The 16,346-nt window shown below is 71.3% G+C and carries 17 protein-coding genes; 12 read left to right on the forward strand and 5 right to left on the reverse strand.

What is annotated here, in order from left to right; all coding sequences use genetic code 11:
* Window positions 1-37: 37 nt before the first annotated feature.
* The 8 genes from ACZ5PB_RS32175 to def all read left to right on the forward strand — a co-directional run bounded on the left by ACZ5PB_RS32175 (window position 38) and on the right by def (window position 7,907).
* Entirely contained in the window at window positions 38-859 is an 822-nt protein-coding gene (locus ACZ5PB_RS32175; RefSeq protein WP_468696033.1) for an SOS response-associated peptidase, read from the forward strand.
* A 396-nt stretch (window positions 860-1,255) separates the two neighbouring features.
* Window positions 1,256-1,900 carry an alpha/beta hydrolase family protein gene (locus tag ACZ5PB_RS32180; protein ID WP_468696035.1) on the forward strand — a complete coding sequence of 215 codons (645 nt, stop codon included), beginning with the start codon at window positions 1,256-1,258 and terminating at the stop codon, window positions 1,898-1,900.
* 222 nt (window positions 1,901-2,122) lie between these two features.
* Window positions 2,123-2,791 (forward strand): sigma-70 family RNA polymerase sigma factor, encoded by a 669-nt coding sequence (locus ACZ5PB_RS32185; protein WP_384358528.1) that lies wholly within the window; start codon window positions 2,123-2,125, stop codon window positions 2,789-2,791.
* Window positions 2,788-3,153, forward strand: a complete 366-nt coding sequence (gene rsrA, locus ACZ5PB_RS32190; RefSeq protein ID WP_468696037.1) for a mycothiol system anti-sigma-R factor — start codon at window positions 2,788-2,790, stop codon at window positions 3,151-3,153. The genes ACZ5PB_RS32185 and rsrA overlap by 4 nt, the downstream gene beginning before the upstream one ends.
* Before the next feature lie 166 nt (window positions 3,154-3,319).
* The gene (locus ACZ5PB_RS32195) at window positions 3,320-4,843 is read left to right on the forward strand and encodes an HD-GYP domain-containing protein (protein WP_468696039.1); all 1,524 of its coding nucleotides are present in this window, start codon (window positions 3,320-3,322) and stop codon (window positions 4,841-4,843) included.
* Window positions 4,844-4,848: 5 nt separating this feature from the next.
* A complete protein-coding gene (locus ACZ5PB_RS32200) occupies window positions 4,849-6,093 on the forward strand; it encodes an HD-GYP domain-containing protein (RefSeq protein ID WP_468696041.1) in 1,245 nt (414 codons plus the stop codon).
* A 129-nt stretch (window positions 6,094-6,222) separates the two neighbouring features.
* Window positions 6,223-7,206, forward strand: coding sequence for a tetratricopeptide repeat protein (locus ACZ5PB_RS32205; RefSeq protein ID WP_468696044.1), 984 nt, complete (start codon window positions 6,223-6,225; stop codon window positions 7,204-7,206).
* 68 nt (window positions 7,207-7,274) lie between these two features.
* Window positions 7,275-7,907, forward strand: a complete 633-nt coding sequence (gene def, locus ACZ5PB_RS32210) for a peptide deformylase (protein ID WP_468696046.1) — start codon at window positions 7,275-7,277, stop codon at window positions 7,905-7,907.
* Window positions 7,908-7,969: 62 nt separating this feature from the next.
* Here the strand turns inward: def and ACZ5PB_RS32215 are convergent, their stop codons facing one another.
* Window positions 7,970-8,566, reverse strand: coding sequence for a TetR/AcrR family transcriptional regulator (locus ACZ5PB_RS32215; RefSeq protein ID WP_468696048.1), 597 nt, complete (start codon window positions 8,564-8,566; stop codon window positions 7,970-7,972).
* Between the two features lie 142 nt (window positions 8,567-8,708).
* On the opposite strand from ACZ5PB_RS32215, the gene ACZ5PB_RS32220 reads away from it, so the two are divergent.
* Together ACZ5PB_RS32220 and ACZ5PB_RS32225 are read left to right on the forward strand one after the other, a co-directional pair.
* On the forward strand, window positions 8,709-9,107 hold the full coding sequence (locus tag ACZ5PB_RS32220; protein ID WP_468696050.1) for a RidA family protein: 399 nt from the start codon (window positions 8,709-8,711) through the stop codon (window positions 9,105-9,107).
* Window positions 9,104-10,255 (forward strand): alkene reductase, encoded by a 1,152-nt coding sequence (locus tag ACZ5PB_RS32225; RefSeq protein WP_468696052.1) that lies wholly within the window; start codon window positions 9,104-9,106, stop codon window positions 10,253-10,255. The genes ACZ5PB_RS32220 and ACZ5PB_RS32225 overlap by 4 nt, the downstream gene beginning before the upstream one ends.
* Before the next feature lie 8 nt (window positions 10,256-10,263).
* Here the strand turns inward: ACZ5PB_RS32225 and ACZ5PB_RS32230 are convergent, their stop codons facing one another.
* Window positions 10,264-11,232 (reverse strand): helix-turn-helix domain-containing protein, encoded by a 969-nt coding sequence (locus ACZ5PB_RS32230; RefSeq protein WP_468696053.1) that lies wholly within the window; start codon window positions 11,230-11,232, stop codon window positions 10,264-10,266.
* 81 nt (window positions 11,233-11,313) lie between these two features.
* Here ACZ5PB_RS32230 and ACZ5PB_RS32235 point away from each other — a divergent pair, with 81 nt between their 5' ends.
* Window positions 11,314-11,487, forward strand: coding sequence for a hypothetical protein (locus tag ACZ5PB_RS32235; RefSeq protein WP_468696054.1), 174 nt, complete (start codon window positions 11,314-11,316; stop codon window positions 11,485-11,487).
* Here ACZ5PB_RS32235 and ACZ5PB_RS32240 read toward each other — a convergent pair.
* A complete protein-coding gene (locus ACZ5PB_RS32240) occupies window positions 11,484-12,236 on the reverse strand; it encodes a metallophosphoesterase (protein ID WP_468696056.1) in 753 nt (250 codons plus the stop codon). The genes ACZ5PB_RS32235 and ACZ5PB_RS32240 overlap by 4 nt on opposite strands.
* A gap of 64 nt (window positions 12,237-12,300) precedes the next feature.
* Between ACZ5PB_RS32240 and ACZ5PB_RS32245 the strand changes: the two genes are divergently transcribed.
* Window positions 12,301-12,867 (forward strand): CGNR zinc finger domain-containing protein, encoded by a 567-nt coding sequence (locus ACZ5PB_RS32245; protein WP_468696057.1) that lies wholly within the window; start codon window positions 12,301-12,303, stop codon window positions 12,865-12,867.
* An 18-nt stretch (window positions 12,868-12,885) separates the two neighbouring features.
* Here ACZ5PB_RS32245 and ACZ5PB_RS32250 read toward each other — a convergent pair whose 3' ends face one another.
* Both ACZ5PB_RS32250 and ACZ5PB_RS32255 read right to left on the reverse strand, forming a co-directional pair.
* Window positions 12,886-13,902 carry a ribonucleotide-diphosphate reductase subunit beta gene (locus ACZ5PB_RS32250; RefSeq protein ID WP_468696059.1) on the reverse strand — a complete coding sequence of 339 codons (1,017 nt, stop codon included), beginning with the start codon at window positions 13,900-13,902 and terminating at the stop codon, window positions 12,886-12,888.
* Entirely contained in the window at window positions 13,902-16,295 is a 2,394-nt protein-coding gene (locus ACZ5PB_RS32255) for a ribonucleoside-diphosphate reductase subunit alpha (protein WP_468696061.1), read from the reverse strand. The genes ACZ5PB_RS32250 and ACZ5PB_RS32255 overlap by 1 nt, the downstream gene beginning before the upstream one ends.
* Window positions 16,296-16,346: the final 51 nt, after the last annotated feature.

Below are 16,346 nucleotides of genomic sequence, written 5' to 3' on the forward strand. Positions count from 1 at the left end.
TCCTTGAAGGCTCTACGGGCGTGGCAGTGTGACAAGTATGTGTGGACGGTTTGCGGTGAGCCGGGGGGCCGAAGACCTCGCCGGGCTCTTCGAGGTGGAGAAGTGGGATCCGGCGGAGACCTTCGTGCCGGACTGGAACGTGGCACCGACGAAATCCGTGCCGGTGATTCTGGAGCGTCCTGTGAAGGACGCAGAAGACCCGCGTCCGGTTCGTCAGCTGCGGATGCTGAGGTGGGGGCTGGTCCCGTCGTGGGCGAAGTCACCCGAGGGCGCGGCGCGGATGATCAACGCGCGGGCCGAGACGGTGCACGAGAAGCCGTCGTTCCGGCGGGCGTTCGCGACGCGGCGGTGCATCGTGCCCGCGGACGGCTATTACGAGTGGGTGACGGGGGCCGAGGAGCGGGGCCTGGAGGTCGAGGGCAAGAAGAAGCGCCCCCGCAAGCAGCCGTACTTCGTCACGCCCGCGGGGGGCGAGGTGATGGCCATGGCCGGGATCTACGAGTTCTGGCGGGACCGGACCCTGCCGGACGAGCACGAGCTGGCGTGGTGGGTGACGTGCTCGGTCATCACGACGGAGGCGGAGACGACACCGCTGGCCGGGGGACCGGCGGGGGAGGGCGGGCCTTCCTCGCTCGCGGAGATCCACCCCCGGATGCCGCTGCTGCTGACGCCGGACAGGTGGGCGGCCTGGCTGGACCCCTCGGTCACGGACGTGGAGGAGGCACGGGGGCTGCTGGTGCCGCCGGGGGCGGGGCTGGTGCGGGCGTATCCGGTGGGGACGGCGGTCAGCAATGTCCGGAACAACGGGCCGGAGCTGGTGGGGGAGTTGGAGGGGCCGGAGGTCGGGACGTTGTTCTGAGGGGTGGGGGGTGTTTCAGCTGTGCTGGATTGCGGCTGGCGCCGCGTGGCGCTGGCTGGTGGGGCGGTGTCGCGCCTGCGGCGGGCGATGCCCCAACCCCGCCCCTTCACCTAAACCGCTCCGCGGGGCCAGGGGTGCGGATGTGCGGGTGGGGGTGGGTTGCTCGCGCAGTTCCCCGCGCCCCCAGGTACTCGTGCCCAGCGCCGCACAGTTTCCGGCGCGCGTTGACTACGAGTACTTCAGGGGCGCGGGGAACTGCGCGGCCAGCCAAGAACCCACCCGCACTTTGACCACCGGCCGTGGCCGGGCCCGCCACCTGCCCACCCACCCACTCGCTCGTACGGGAACGGCCCCGCGCAGCGGGCTCCCGTGTCGGTGGGGCGGCAGGATGGGCGTATGACGCGAGTGGTGAGTGTGGAGACCGGCAGCGGGGTCGCCCGGGTGCATTGGTACGAGGCCGCTGACCCGTGGGGCGTGCTCGCCCTTGGGCACGGGGCCGGGGGCGGCGTCGACGCCCGGGATCTGCAGGCGCTGGCCGCGGGGCTGAGCGCCGACGGCGTTCGCGTCGCACTGGTGGAGCAGCCCTGGCGAGTGGCTGGGAAGAAGGTGGCGTCGGCGCCCAAGACCCTGGACGTGGGGTGGCGGGGCGTGTGGCCTGAGCTTGCCGGGAGCGGGCTGCCCGTCGTCGCCGGCGGACGCAGCGCCGGCGCCCGCGTGGCCTGCCGTACCGCGAAAGAGCTCGGCGCCGTCGGCGTACTCGCACTGAGTTTTCCGCTGCACCCGCCGGGGAAGCCCGAGAAGTCACGGATTGACGAGCTGAGCGGGGCGGGCGTGCCCACCCTCGTCGTACAAGGGGGGAACGATCCCTTCGGGCGGCCCGCCGAGTTCCTCGCCGACGGGGGCTTCCAGCTGGTGGTAGTGCCGCACGGGGATCACGGGTTCGCGGTCCCCAAGCGGGCGGAGATCGGCCAGGACGAAGCCCTTGAGGTGATCGTGGCGGGAGCGCGGCAGTGGCTTTCCGTACTGCGGCGGGAATGTTGAGCGGTGGATCCCTGTTGTCGCTTGCGTCCGACGTAGAAACGAGAGGGAGTTCGCCGCATGGGTTCCACCATCTGCCCGCGCCGCCCGCAGGCCCCTGACCTGGAGTGGACGGTGCTTTCCGCGGCGAAGACCGTGCCCGCTCAGGCAGCGGGGAAGCAGGGTGGTCGTCTATCCTCCGAGTCGAGCGGGTCCGCATTCGGGCTCGCCACGGCGCTGAAGGAGGTGGGTCCGGTCACTGGGACCGACGCAGGGACCGAAGCCGGCCACGCGGAGGAGACCACCGCCGAGCGCAACGCGCGCTTCGAGCGGGACGCGCTGGGCTTCCTCGACCAGATGTACTCCGCCGCGCTGCGCATGACGCGCAACCCGGCGGACGCGGAGGACCTGGTTCAGGAGACGTACGCGAAGGCGTACGGGTCCTTCCACCAGTTCCGCGAGGGGACCAATCTCAAGGCCTGGCTCTACCGGATTCTCACCAACACGTTCATCAACTCCTACCGGAAGAAGCAGCGCGAACCGCTGCGCAGCGCTTCCGAGGAGATCGAGGACTGGCAGCTCGCCCGTGCCGAGTCGCACATGTCGACCGGTCTGCGCTCCGCCGAGTCGCAGGCGCTCGACCACCTGCCCGACTCGGACGTGAAGTCGGCGCTGCAGGCCATTCCGGAGGAGTTCCGGATCGCCGTGTATCTCGCCGATGTCGAGGGGTTTGCCTACAAGGAAATCGCGGACATCATGGGGACACCTATCGGGACGGTCATGTCCCGGCTGCACCGTGGACGCCGTCAGCTGCGCGGCATGCTGGAGGACTACGCCCGCGAGCGCGGTCTGGTGCCGGCCGGTGCCGGAGCAGCGTCCGGGGAGTCGAACGACGCGAAAGGCTCGGGCTCATGAGCTGCGGAGATCCGCACGAGACGGACTGCTCTGAGGTGCTCGACCATCTCTACGAGTTCCTCGACAAAGAGATGCCGGACGGCGAGTGCACCAAGTTCGAGGAGCACTTCGAGGAGTGCTCGCCGTGCCTGGAGAAGTACGGCCTGGAGCAGGCCGTGAAGAAGCTCGTCAAGCGGTGCTGCGGCTCCGACGACGTACCGGTCGACCTGCGGTCGAAGGTGCTCGGGCGGATCGACCTGATAAGGGCCGGGCAGGTCGTGCCGGACCAGGACGGGAGCGCGCCGGACCTGCTCGCGCCGCCCGTCCCCTCGTCGCCGGGCGAAGTGGCTTCGGCCGCCGTGAACGAGCAGGCGAAGAAGTAGCAGTGAGCTGTACGTAGTACTTGGGCCGTTGGTTCCCCGGGTGGTGTCACTCGATGGGGGGAACCAACGGCCTTTGCGCGTACCCGGGCCCTCAAATCGCTAGCGTGGCGCACGATTTGGCGACGGTGCCGCCCATGTGCGGACCCGAAGGGTTGCGGGGGAACGGGTGCGAGCGTTACCGGCGGCAGCGCGGGCCTGCGTCCTGAGCGCCGTACTCGTCGCGGGGCTCGGCATCCTGTCCGGTCTCGACCGCACCCCCTGGGACGCGGTCGCCCTGCTCGCCGCCCTCTACGCCGCCTGCGAGCTGCTGCCCCGCTGCCGGCTGCTGCGGATCACCGTGCCCGTGGGGACCGGGGCCTTCTTCCCCGTGCCGCTCGCCGCCGTCTTCCTGCTGCCGCCCTCCGCCGCCGCCCTCGTCGCCGTACCCGGGGCCCTGCTCGGCCGCGTGACGCGCACCCCCGCCGGCGCCCGGCGCGTGTGGCGGGCCGCCGAGCTCGCCCTCGCCGTATGGGCCGGGGCGTGGCTGTGGGGGGTGCTGGGCGGGCCCGGTGAGGCGGGCGGGGTGCCCGGGTTCCCGTACGCGCTGCTGCCCGCCGGGGCCGCGATGGCGGGCTTCTGCGCCGTACTCACGCTGCTCGACGGCGGGATCCTGGTCGCGGCCGAACGGATCCCCGTGCGTACCGCCTGGCGGGGGCTCTTCGTACGGTCGCTGGCGCCGCACTGTGTGCACGGGCTGGCCGGGCTGATGATGGCCGTGCTCTGGCGCAGCCCCTACGGACCGCCCGCCGCCCTCCTCGTACTGCTGCCCATGTACCTGTCGTGCTGGGTCTTCGCCCAGTACCAGCGTGAGCACGACGCCCACCAGACGACCATCAGGGCACTGGTGCACGCCGTCGACCTCAAGGACCGCTACACCCGCGGCCACAGCGAACGGGTCGGGCGGGCCTCCGCCATGATGGCCGCCGAGCTCGGCATGGACGAGCAGCGGCGGGAAGTGCTCCGGTTCGCCGGGATCCTGCACGACGTCGGGAAGCTCGGCGTGCCGACGCGGCTGCTGCGCAAGGACGGGCCGCTGACCCCGGAGGAGCGCAGAGTCATCGAACTCCATCCCGAGTACGGGCACGAGATGGTGCGCGGCATCGGCTTCCTGGGGGAGGCGCGGGCGGCGATCCTGCACCACCACGAACGCATGGACGGCAGCGGCTACCCGTACGGGCTGGCCGGAGAGCGGATTCCGGAGTACGCGCGAGTGGTGGCGGTGGCGGACGCCTTCGACGCGATGACCTCGACCAGGTCGTACCGGCGGGCGCGGCCGGTGGAGGCGGCGGTCACCGAGCTGGAGCGGTGTGCGGGAACGCAGTTCGACCCTCGGATGGTGGCGGCACTGGTGGCGGCGCTGGGGCGGGAGGGGTGGAATTCGGCCGTTACGGCGGATGAGGAGGGGGTGGTGACGGAGGTCTCGGAGACCTCCGAGGCGGGGGTCTCCGAGACCTCCGGGACTGGGGCCTCCGAGAGCGCGGCTTCCCCCGCCGCCTCCGAGGCGGCTTCGCTCGGGCGGCAGCGCCGGCCGGGAAGCGGGTGGGGGCGTTGCCCCGGGCTCCTCCCCGACCCGCCGGACACCGCATCCGCCGACGCCGTCCGTGGCGCCGAGGCCGTCCGTGGCGGCGAAGCCAAGCGCAGGGACGGTTGAGGCGCGTGCTGGTGGTGGGGCGTGGGGTGGTCGGCGTGCTCGTGGTCGTCGCCGTCGTGGCAACCCTGTGGGACGGGGTCGACCAGCCCGGCATCGCGACGGCCTTCGGGGTGCTCATCTGGGTCGGAGAGGTCGCGCACCGCGGCGGGGAGCCCGCGCCCCTCGGCACCGCCGGGGCGCTCGCCTACGCCCTCCTCGGCCACTGCGGCGGCGGTCCCACCACCCACGGCGTCCTCCAGGTGGTGGCCGTCACCGCGCTCGCGCTGGCCGCCGGGGCCGTGCCCCGGTGGGTGCGCGGGCCCACCGACTGGGGGGCGACGGCGGACCGGATGGCCCGCCAGCTGCTCACCGTCGGGTTCGCCGCCCTGTGCTTCCAGCCCCTCTACAACTCCGGAGCCGTCGGCGAGCACCTCGGGCAGGGGCCGGGCTTCGCCCTGCTCCTGGTGGTGCTCCTGGTGCTCACCGGGCTGTGCGACGCCGTGCTCGGCGCCACCGTCGTACGGGCGCGGACCGGGCACCCGTACGGCCCGCTGCTCCGCGACGAGGTGCGGGCGCTGCGCGGGATCGGGGCGGCGGTCTGCGCCAGCTCGGTGGTGATGGCGCTGGCCGTGGGAGTGGTGGGGCTGTGGGCACTGGCGGTGTTCTGTGTGCCGCTGCTGCTCACCCAGCTGTCGTTCCGGCGGTACGCGGAGGTACGGGACACCTACCGGCAGACCATCGCCTCGCTCGCCAGGGCCACCGAGATCGCGGGCTGCACCCGCCCCGGCCACGCCCGCCGGGTGGCCGTGCTCGCCGAGGCCGTCGGCCGGGAACTCGGGCTCTCCGGCAAGGAGTTGACGCTCCTGGAATACGCCGCACTGATGCACGACATCGGGCAGCTCTCGCTCGTCGACCCCGTTCCGGCCGGGGCCACCGCCTCGCTCCCCGCCTCCGACCAGCGGCGCATCGCCCTGCTCGGCGGGGCAGTCGTACGGCAGACCGGGGTGCCGGAGGCGGTCGCCGACGTGGTGGAGCGGCAGGCCGATCCGTACCGTGAGCAGCCGCTCACCGCCCGCATTGTCCGCACCGTCAACGCGTACGTCGACCTGTCGGGGGAATGCGGGGGTGGGGCGGCCGGCCCCCTGAGCGCGCTGGAGCGGCTGCGCTCGGGCACCGGGCACGACTACCAGAGCGAGGTCGTGGAATCACTGGCCCGCGTCCTTCGACGGGGGCGCCTCGCGGGCGGAGTCGCCCTGCCCCCACCTGGGTAACCAGTGGGTAATGAGCGGGCCTCCAGCCGGGCATGGTTGGATGCGAAGAGAGCCCCTGACAGCCACGGCAGCCAAGCGGCACAGCCAAGAGCAGGGCAGGGGAAGTGAGCCAACCGGCAGGCGGGAATCGTGAGGATCTTCGGGAAGGTACGGCATCGGCCCTCCGCCTCGTGGCGGCAGGCCACCGACCGCGCGTTCACGCTGATCGGCGACGGTCGGTACGAGGACGCGGGAGCGCTGCTGACGCGTGCGGCGGATCTCGAACCCTGGCTCTCGGAGTCCTGGTTCAATCTGGCGCTGCTGCACAAATTCCGGCACGACTGGGACCAGGCGCGGGCCGCGGGGCTGCGCGCCGTCGCGCTGCTCGACCGCGAGACCGGCGCCCCCGACTGGTGGAACGTCGGGATCGCCGCCACCGCACTCCAGGACTGGCCGCTCGCGCGCCGGGCCTGGCAGGCGTACGGGCTGAAGGTGCCCGGCGCCCCCACGGAGAGCGGCGAGCCGGTCGGCATGGAGCTCGGGAGCGCGGCCGTACGGCTGTCGCCCGAGGGTGAGGCCGAGGTGGTGTGGGGCCGCAGGCTGGACCCCGCGCGCATCGAGGTGCTGTCGATCCCGCTGCCGTCCTCGGGGCGGCGCTGGGGCGAGGTCGTCCTGCACGACGGCGTGCCGCACGGGGAGCGGGTGACGGCCGCAGGGCCCTCCTTCCCCGTCTTCGACGAGATCGAGCTGTGGGCCCCGTCGCCGGTGCCGACGTGGGTGGTCCTCCTTGAGGCGGCCACCGAGGCCGACCGGGACGCCCTGGAGCGACTCGCGGCCGACGCCGGTTTCGCCGCCGAGGACTGGTCGTCCTCGGTACGGCTGCTGTGCCGGACCTGCTCGGAGTCCCGGATGCCCTCCGACGAGGGCGACGGCGAGCAGCACCTGGACCCGCACGACCACAGCGAGCCCGGACACCCGGGACCGCTGGGTCACCGTACGAACGGAGACCTGTGGGTGCCCGAGCGCGAGTGCGGCCTCGCCGCACCCCCCGGACTGGTGCGCGGCCTGCTCGACGGCTGGGTCGCGGACAGCCCGGACAGCCGCGAGTGGCGGGATCTCGAAGAGGTCTGCTGAGGTCTGCGCGTACGCTGTACGGGCATCGATTCGGGTGTTTCGGGTTTTGAGGAAGGCGTACGGCGGACATGGCGCAGCAGCAGCAGGTCGACGAGCAGGTCAGCACGGAGTTCGTGGTCGATACCGAGGACTGCGAGGCGCGTGAGCTGGCGTACCGCGAGCGCGGCACCGCCCGTCCCATCACGGTCGTCGGCAACCCGGTGCTGCACCGCGAGTGCAAGGACGTCACCGAGTTCGACGACAAGCTCGCCGCGCTGATCGACGACATGTTCGCCAGCCAGAAGGCCGCCGAGGGCGTCGGCCTGGCCGCCAACCAGATCGGCGTCGACCTCAAGGTCTTCGTCTACGACTGCCCCGACGACGACGGTGTCCGCCACACCGGCCTGGTCGTCAACCCGGTCCTCGACGAGCTGCCCGCCGACCGCCGCGTGCTGGACGACTCCAACGAGGGCTGCCTCTCCGTCCCCACCGCGTACGCCGAGCTGGCCCGCCCCGACTACGCCGTGGTCCGCGGCCAGGACGCCGAGGGCAACCCGATCGCCGTCGAGGGCACCGGCTACTTCGCCCGCTGCCTCCAGCACGAGACGGACCACCTCTACGGCCGCCTCTACATCGACCGGCTCTCCAAGCGCGAGCGCAAGGAAGCCCTCAAGCAGATGGCGGAGGGCACGGCCCGCTACGAGACCGTGCCCAACGCGTAGCTCCCGCCCGTGGGTTCACCCGGTGCCCGGCCGCTCGACGAGAGCGGCCGGGCACCGGTTGTTCAGCCCGCGTCCGGCCGGGGCCGCAGACCGAGCAGGACCTCCTGGACGAGGTCGGCGCTGCTCCGTACCGCGTCGTCGCCGAAGCCCAGGAAGTGCCGGTAGTGGATCGGCGCGTAGAAGAGGTCGACCATCAGCTCGGTGGGCAGGTCGGAGCGGAGCTGCCCGGCGGCGACGGCTGACTCCAGCCGGACCAGGCACTCCGCGATGCTGGGCTCCAGGACCGTTTCGCGGAACGCCTTCATCAGGGCGGGATCGCTCTGGGCCTCGCCCAGCACGCCCCGGAAGGCCTCGCTGATCCCCCCGGTGACCAGCTGGTGTGTCACCGCGGTGATCTGGGCCGTGAGGTCGGCGGCGATGTCGCCGGTGTCGGGGAAGGCGAAGCGGTCGCCCAGCTCCTCGTTCATCGCCTCCAGCACCACCGCGCCCTTGGAGCGCCACCAGCGGTAGATCGTGGGCTTGCCCACCCCGGCCTGGGCGGCGATCGCCTCGATGGTCACCTTCGCGAAGCCCTTGCGGCTCACCAGGTCGAAGGCCGCGTCGAGAATCGCTCGGCGGGCGCGTTCGCTGCGCCGTTCGCTGTTCGGGTCGGGGGTCATGTCGACATCCTATGCACTCGCGTGACGTTACGTTTCGTTTTGACAAGAGCCCGGGATGGCCCTAGCTTCCATGACGTTACGGAACGTTCCGTAACGCAGCAATGCCAGTGTCTCAGTGGCGAGATCGAGGGGTGGGAGAGGTATGTCCAGCATCGAGAAGGTCGCGACCGTTCCGGACTGGTACGCGCCGTACCGGATATCGCAGGCGGTACGGGCCGGGGGCTTCGCCCACGTATCGGGCCAGGCCGGATTCGAGGAGGACGGGAAGACCGTCGAGGGCGGGTTCCTGGAGCAGGGCCGGCAGGCGTTCAGGAACGTCGGGCGGGTACTGGAGGCGGCCGGACTGGGCTTCCCGGACGTGGTCAAGGTCGGGATCTTCGTACGCGACATGGCGGCGAACCTGCCGGACGTGATCACGCTGCGCGGCGAGTTCCTGGCCGAGCCGTACCCGGCGGACACCCTGATCGAGGTCGTCTCGCTGGCGCAGCCGGACTGGCAGATCGAGGTCGAGGTCACCGCGCTGGACCGGAGCGCCGCATGAGCGCCGGGGCCGTGACGGGGATGCGGGAGTTGCTGGAGCCGTACCGGGCGGGGCGGCTGGCGCTGGCGAACCGGCTGGCGATGGCCCCCATGACGCGCGGGCGCGCCGATGACGCGACGGGGGTGCCGGGACCGTACGCGGCGACGTACTACCGGCAGCGCGCCGGGGCCGGGCTGCTGATCACCGAGGGCGTGTACGTCAACGCGCTCGCCAAGGGCGGTCCCGGCATCCCGGGCCTGGTGACCGACGCGCAGGTGCGCGGCTGGCGCGAGGTGACGGACGCGGTGCACGCCGAGGGCGGGACGATCTTCGCCCAGCTGTGGCACGTGGGCCGGATGACCCATCCGGTGACGCTGCCGGACGGTGCGCCGCCGGTGGCCCCGTCGGCCGTCGCCATCGAGGGGGCGAAGATCTTCACCCGGGACGGGCTGCTCGACCACGTCACGCCGCGCGAACTGACGGCCGGTGAAATCGCCGACACCGTACGGGACTTCGCGTCCGCCGCGCGGCGCGCGATCGAGGCGGGCTTCGACGGCGTGGAGGTCCACGGCGCCAACGGCTACCTGATCCAGCAGTTCATCGCCGACAACACCAACCAACGCACCGACGAGTACGGCGGCTCGGTCGCAGGCCGGCTGCGGTTCGCCATGGAGGTGGTCGAGGCGGTGGTCGCCGAGGTCGGCGCGGACCGGGTGGGCCTGCGGATCTCGCCGGACAACGCCGAGAACCAGCTCGCCGAGGCCGACGCGCGCGGCACGTACCGGACGCTGGTCGACGCGCTGGAGCCGCTGGGCCTGGCCTATCTGCACGTACTGGAGAACGGGGCGTACGACGCCATCGCCGACCTGCGGACACGCTGGTCGGGGACGCTCGTCGCCAATACGAACGGCCCCGCGCCGAGCAGCCCCGCCGCAGGGGCGCGGCGGTTGCGGGACGGGCACGCGGACGTGATCGCCCTAGGCCGCCTGTTCATGACGAACCCGGACCTGCCCGCCCGCCTGGCCGACGGCACCCCGCTCGCCGGGCCGCCGACGGAGAACGTGTACGGGGGCGGCGCGGAGGGCTACGTCGACTACCCGGCGGCGACGACGTCGACAGCGGCGGCGGACCGGGCTCCGGCGGCGGACCGGGCTCCGGCCGTGGCATAGGGACCCGCTCAGGCCGCCCGGGCCGGGCCCCGGAAGGTGCGGCGGTACGCGTGCGGTGTGGTGCCCAGGGTGCGCAGGAAGTGGTGGCGCAGCCCCGCCGCCGTACCGAAGCCGGAGCGGCCCGCGACCGTGTCGATCGTCTCGTCCGTCGCCTCCAGCAACCGCTGTGCCAGCAGCACGCGTTGGCGCAGCACCCAGCGGTACGGGGTGGTCCCCGTCTCCTGCTGGAAGCGGCGGGCGAAGGTGCGCGGCGACATATGGGCGCGCGCCGCCAACTCCTCGACCGTCAGCTCCAGTTCGAGGTTCCGCTCCATCCAGACCAGCACCTCGCCGACGGTGTCGCAGCGGGTGCGCGTGAGCGGCCGCTCGATGTACTGGGCCTGACCGCCGTCCCGGTGCGGCGGCACCACCATGCGGCGGGCGATGGTGTTGGCCACCTCCGGCCCGTTCTCCTGCCGTACGAGGTGCAGGCAGGCGTCGATGCCGGCGGCGGTGCCCGCCGAGGTGATGACCGGGCCCTCGTCGACGTACAGCACATCGGGCTCCAGGCGCGCCTTGGGGTAACGCCGTGCGAGTTCGTCCACGTGCCGCCAGTGCGTGGTGCAGCGCCGCCCGTCGAGCAGCCCGGCCGCGCCCAGCACGAAGGCGCCGGAGCAGACGCTCAGCACCCGCGCACCCCGGTCGACGGCGCGGCGCAGGGCCTCCAGCAGCGATTCCGGGTAGGCGCGGAACTCGCAGTGCTGGTCGGCGGGTATCCCGATCAGGTCGGCCTCTTCGAGCCGGTCGAGCCCGTACGGAACATTGATCGAGAACGCCCCCGACCGGGCGGGCAGCTCACCGCTCTGCACCGCACACACCGCGAAGTCGTAGACGGGCAGCCCCTGTTCACTGCGGTCGATCCCGAACACCTCGCACAGCACGCCCAGTTCGAAGGGATTCACCCCGTCGACCAGCGCCACGGCAACGTTTCTCAGCATGCCGACAGTGTGGCAGTAATTCGATGTGTCATGACAGTCCTGCCACTCACCAATTCAGCCGCACTGAACGACAGTTGAGCCATGGACACATTCCTGAACTACCTCGTCGTTCTCGCCCTTTTCGCCCTTCTGGCACTTCCCTCACTCATCGGACAGGCGGCCGAGCGCCGGATCGACCGCCAGCTGCGCCGCGCCGAGCGCCCCCAGCCCGCCGCCTCGCGGGCCCTCGCGCCCCACTACGAGCTCACCAGCTAGTCCGGTCGGCTGGTCACCACCCGGAAATGGGTGGTCAGCCGATGCGCGTCATCCAGTACGTGAAAGGCCAGGCCGGGCGGCTGCTCCCGGTCCGCGGCCCCCTCGCCCTCCCAGGGCAACCGCAACGTCCAGGTCACCGCAGGACCCACCACCAGAGGCCGCCCGGCGAACGCCGAGGCGGCCGCGGTGTGTGCGTGCCCGGTCAGCACGGCGACGACCTGCGGCCGTGCGGCGAGCAACTCACCCAGCCACTTGGGCTGTTGGAGCTGGTACTTGTCCGGCAGCGGATGGTGCAGGGCGACCGGCGGCTGATGGAACGCGAGCAGTGCCGGCGTCCCGTCGTCCAGGGCGTCGAGCGTGCCGGTGATCCAGCCCCGCGTCTCCTCGTCCAGGTGTCCCTCGTCGCGCCCCGGAATCGTGGAGTCGATCATCAGGATCGCGACGCCGTTGACGTGGTGCACCCGGTTGACCGGCCCGTCACCGCCCGGCTCGCCCAGCAGGGCCTTGCGGTAGGCGGAACGCACGTCGTGGTTTCCGGGGCAGGGCAGCACCGGGAACGGCGCCGCCAGCAGCCGCGCCGCCTCCTCGTACTCGCTCTCCGTGCCGTTGTCGGCGATGTCCCCGGTGACCAGCAGGGCATCGACGGGGCGGGGCAGCTCCCGCAGATACCTCATGACGCGGTCCGCGCGCTCGGTGGCGCGGGCGGTGCCGTCCAGGTGCAGATCGCTGATCTGGGCAAGCAGAAGCACGGGTCCCCCGGGAATCTCTAACGGTAAATGGATCAGAAACCGTTAGGAAGGTAAGGTGCCGCCCGTGGAGAACGCAAGAGGGGGCTGCGCGCCCCGCACCGCGCTGGAGCTGGTGAGCACCGTCCGGCACGACGGACACGGCGGAGTCGCCGACGACCTGGCGACCCCCGAAGGCCTGTCCGCCTGGCTGGCAGGCGCACCCGTCACCGCCCCCCTGCACGCGGAAGTCCTCCAACTCCGCCGCGCGGTCCGCGCGTTGTTCGCCCACGCGGTACACCCCGCCCCGCCGAGCCCACTCGACGCCCACCGCCTGATGCCCTTCCCCGAAGCCCTGGCCCACCTCAACGCGTGCGCGGCCCGCGAGCCCGTACACGTACGCCTGGAATGGGAGCCGGACACGGAACCGCACACGGAGCTCCGCTCGGAATCGGACGCCCTCGTACCCCAACTCGCCCGAGCCGCAGTCGAGTTCCTCTCCGGCCCCGAACGTGAACTGCTCCGCGCCTGCACCGCCCCGCGCTGCGTGCGCTATTACGTCAAAGGGCACGGTCGCCAGGAGTACTGCAAACCCTCCTGCGGCAACCGTGCCCGCGCCGCCCGGCACTACCGGCGGCAGAAAGACGCGATCTAGAACGATCCGGAAGACGACCTAGAAGTCGTCGTCGAAGCCGACGGTGCCCTCCACAGCGACCTGGTACGCCGACGGGCGGCGCTCGAAGAAGTTGGTCAGTTCCTGGACGCCCTGGAGCTCCATGAAGGAGAAGGGGTTGGCGGAACCGTAGATCTTCGGGAAGCCGAGGCGCTCCAGGCGCTGGTCGGCGACGCACTCCAGGTACTCGCGCATGGACTCGGTGTTCATGCCCGGCAGGCCCTCGCCGCACAGGTCGCGGCCGAACTGGAGCTCCGCCTCCACGGCTTCCTTCAGCATGTCGGTGACCTGCTGCTGGAGCGCGTCGTCGAAGAGCTCGGGCTCCTCCTTGCGGACGGTGTCCACGACCTCGAACGCGAAGTTCATGTGCATGGTTTCGTCCCGGAAAACCCAGTTCGTCCCCGTCGCCAGCCCATGCAGCAGACCCCGCGAGCGGAACCAGTACACGTACGCGAAGGCGCCGTAGAAGAACAGGCCCTCGATGCAGGCCGCGAAGCAGATCAGGTTGAGCAGGAAGCGGCGGCGGTCGGCCTTGGTCTCCAGGCGGTCGATCTTCTCGACCGAGTCCATCCACTTGAAGCAGAACTGCGCCTTCTCGCGGATGGAGGGGATCTCCTCGACCGCGTCGAAGGCCGCCGCGCGGTCGTCCGGGTCGGGGAGGTAGGTGTCCAGGAGGGTCAGATAGAACTGGACGTGGACGGCTTCCTCGAAGAGCTGGCGCGAGAGGTAGAGGCGCGCTTCGGGGGAGTTGATGTGCTTGTAGAGGGTCAGGACGAGGTTGTTGGAGACGATCGAGTCGCCGGTCGCGAAGAACGCGACGAGGCGGCCGATCATGTGCTGCTCGCCCGGGGTGAGCTTCGCCAGGTCGGCGACGTCCGAGTGGAGGTCGACCTCCTCGACGGTCCAGGTGTTCTTGATCGCGTCCCGGTAGCGCTCGTAGAAGTCCGGGTAGCGCATGGGGCGGAGAGTCAGCTCGAAGCCGGGGTCGAGCAGGTTCTTCTCGGTGGAAGTGGACATTACTGGCAGGCCTCGCAGGACTCGGGGTTTTCCAGGGAGCAGGCGAGCGCTTCGGCGTCGGTCGCCTGCTGTACGGGGATGGGGGCGGCGGCAGCGGTCTGCGAGCCGGCCGCGCGGGCGATCCGGGTGGCCGGGCGCGAGCGCAGGTAGTACGTCGTCTTCAGGCCCTTCTTCCAGGCGTACGCGTACATCGAGCTGAGCTTGCCGATGGTGGGCGTTTCCAGGAAGAGGTTCAGGGACTGGGACTGGTCGAGGTACGGGGTGCGGGCGGCGGCCATGTCGATCAGGCCGCGCTGCGGGATCTCCCAGGCGGTGCGGTAGAGGTCGCGGACCTCGGTGGGGATCCAGTTGAAGCCCTGGACGGAGCCGGAGGCCTCGCGCAGTGCCTCGCGGGTCTGGGCGTCCCAGACGCCGAGCGCCTTCAGGTCGTTGACCAGGTAGGAGTTGACCTGGAGGAACTCGCCGGAGAGGGTCTCGCGCTTGAAGAGGTTGGAGACCTGCGGCTCGATGCACTCGTACACGCCTGCGATGGAGGCGATGGTGGCGGTCGGGGCGATCGCGAGGAGGAGGGAGTTGCGCATGCCGGTCCTGGCGATGCGGGCGCGCAGGGCTTCCCAGCGCTCCGGCCAGGTGGCCTGGACGCCGTAGTGGTCGGGGTGCAGTACGCCCCGGGCGGTGCGGGTCTTCTCCCAGGCGGGGAGCGGGCCCGAGCGCTCGGCGAGGTCGCAGGACGCCTCGTACGCGGCGAGCATGATGCGTTCGGCGATACGGGTGGAGAGGGCCGCGGCCTCGGCGGAGTCGAAGGGCAGCTTCAGCTGAAAGAAGACGTCCTGGAGGCCCATGGCACCCAGGCCCACCGGGCGCCACTTGGAGTTGGAGTTCCCGGCCTGCTCGGTCGGGTAGAAGTTGATGTCGACGACCCGGTCGAGGAAGGTGACGGCCGTGCGGACGGTCTCGTCCAGGCGGTCCCAGTCGATGTCGCGGGCCGCGGTGTCGACGAAGGCGCCCAGGTTGACCGAGCCGAGGTTGCAGACGGCCGTCTCGCCGTCGTTGGTGACCTCAAGGATCTCGGTGCAGAGGTTGGAGGAGTGGACCGTGTGGCCCGGCTCCGCCGTCTGGTTGGCGGTGCGGTTGGAGGCGTCCTTGAAGGTCATCCAGCCGTTGCCGGTCTGCGCGAGGGTGCGCATCATGCGGCCGTACAGCTCACGGGCCGGCATGGACTTCTTGGCCAGGCCCGCGGCTTCGGCCTTGCGGTAGGCGGCGTCGAAGTCGTCGCCCCACAGGTCGACGAGCTCGGGGACGTCGGCGGGGGAGAAGAGCGACCACTGGCCGTCCTGGTCCACGCGGCGCATGAACTCGTCCGGGATCCAGTGGGCGAGGTTCAGGTTGTGGGTGCGGCGGGCGTCCTCGCCGGTGTTGTCGCGGAGCTCCAGGAACTCCTCGATGTCCGCGTGCCAGGTCTCCAGGTAGACGGCTGCCGCACCCTTGCGGCGACCGCCCTGGTTGACGGCCGCGACGGAGGCGTCGAGCGTCTTCAGGAACGGCACGATGCCGTTGGAGTGGCCGTTGGTGCCGCGGATCAGGGAGCCGCGGGCGCGGATGCGCGAGTACGAGAGACCGATGCCGCCCGCGTGCTTGGAGAGGCGCGCGACCTGGTGGTAGCGGTCGTAGATCGAGTCCAGCTCGTCCATCGGGGAGTCGAGGAGGTAGCAGGACGACATCTGGGGGTGGCGGGTGCCGGAGTTGAAGAGAGTGGGGGAGGAGGGGAGGTAGTCCAGACGGCTCATCAGCCGGTAGAGCGAGGCGACCTCGGCGAGAGCCCGCTCGCTGTCGTCCTCGGCGAGGCCGGAGGCCACCCGCAGCATGAAGTGCTGCGGGGTCTCGATGACCTGGCGGGTGAGGGGGTGCCGGAGCAGGTAGCGGCTGTAGACCGTGCGCAGGCCGAAGTACTCGAAGCGGTCGTCGCCGTCGAGGTCGACCAGCTCGTCGAGGGCCGCCGCGTGCTTCGCGACGAAGTCGGCCGTACGGTCCGCGATGAGCCCTTCGCGGTGGCCGACGGCGACGGACTCGGAGAAGCAGCCGACGCCCTGGGTGGCTGCTTCGTCCCGGATCGTACGGGCGAGGAGGCGGGCGGCGAGGCGGGAGTACGCCGGGTCCTCGGAGATGAGTCCGGCGGCGGACTCGGTGGCGAGCTCGCGGAGTTCGGCGGCGTCCGAGCGTGCGTTGCGCCCGCGCAGGGCGGCGGCGGCGACCCGGCCGGGGTCGGTGTCGGTGAGGTCGGCGGTGAGGTCGGTCAGGGTGCGCAGGAGGGCGGTGCCGGGGGCGTCCTGCTGGTCCTGGCCGAGGTGCTGACTCTGCTCGGCGGTGGCCGGGTCGACTGGCGCGATGGTCACGTGGGGGCTCTCCCTCGCTCGGCGCCGCGCCTGCGGGGGAAGAGGGCGCAC

Source organism: Streptomyces sp. NPDC032721 (genome assembly GCF_055579625.1).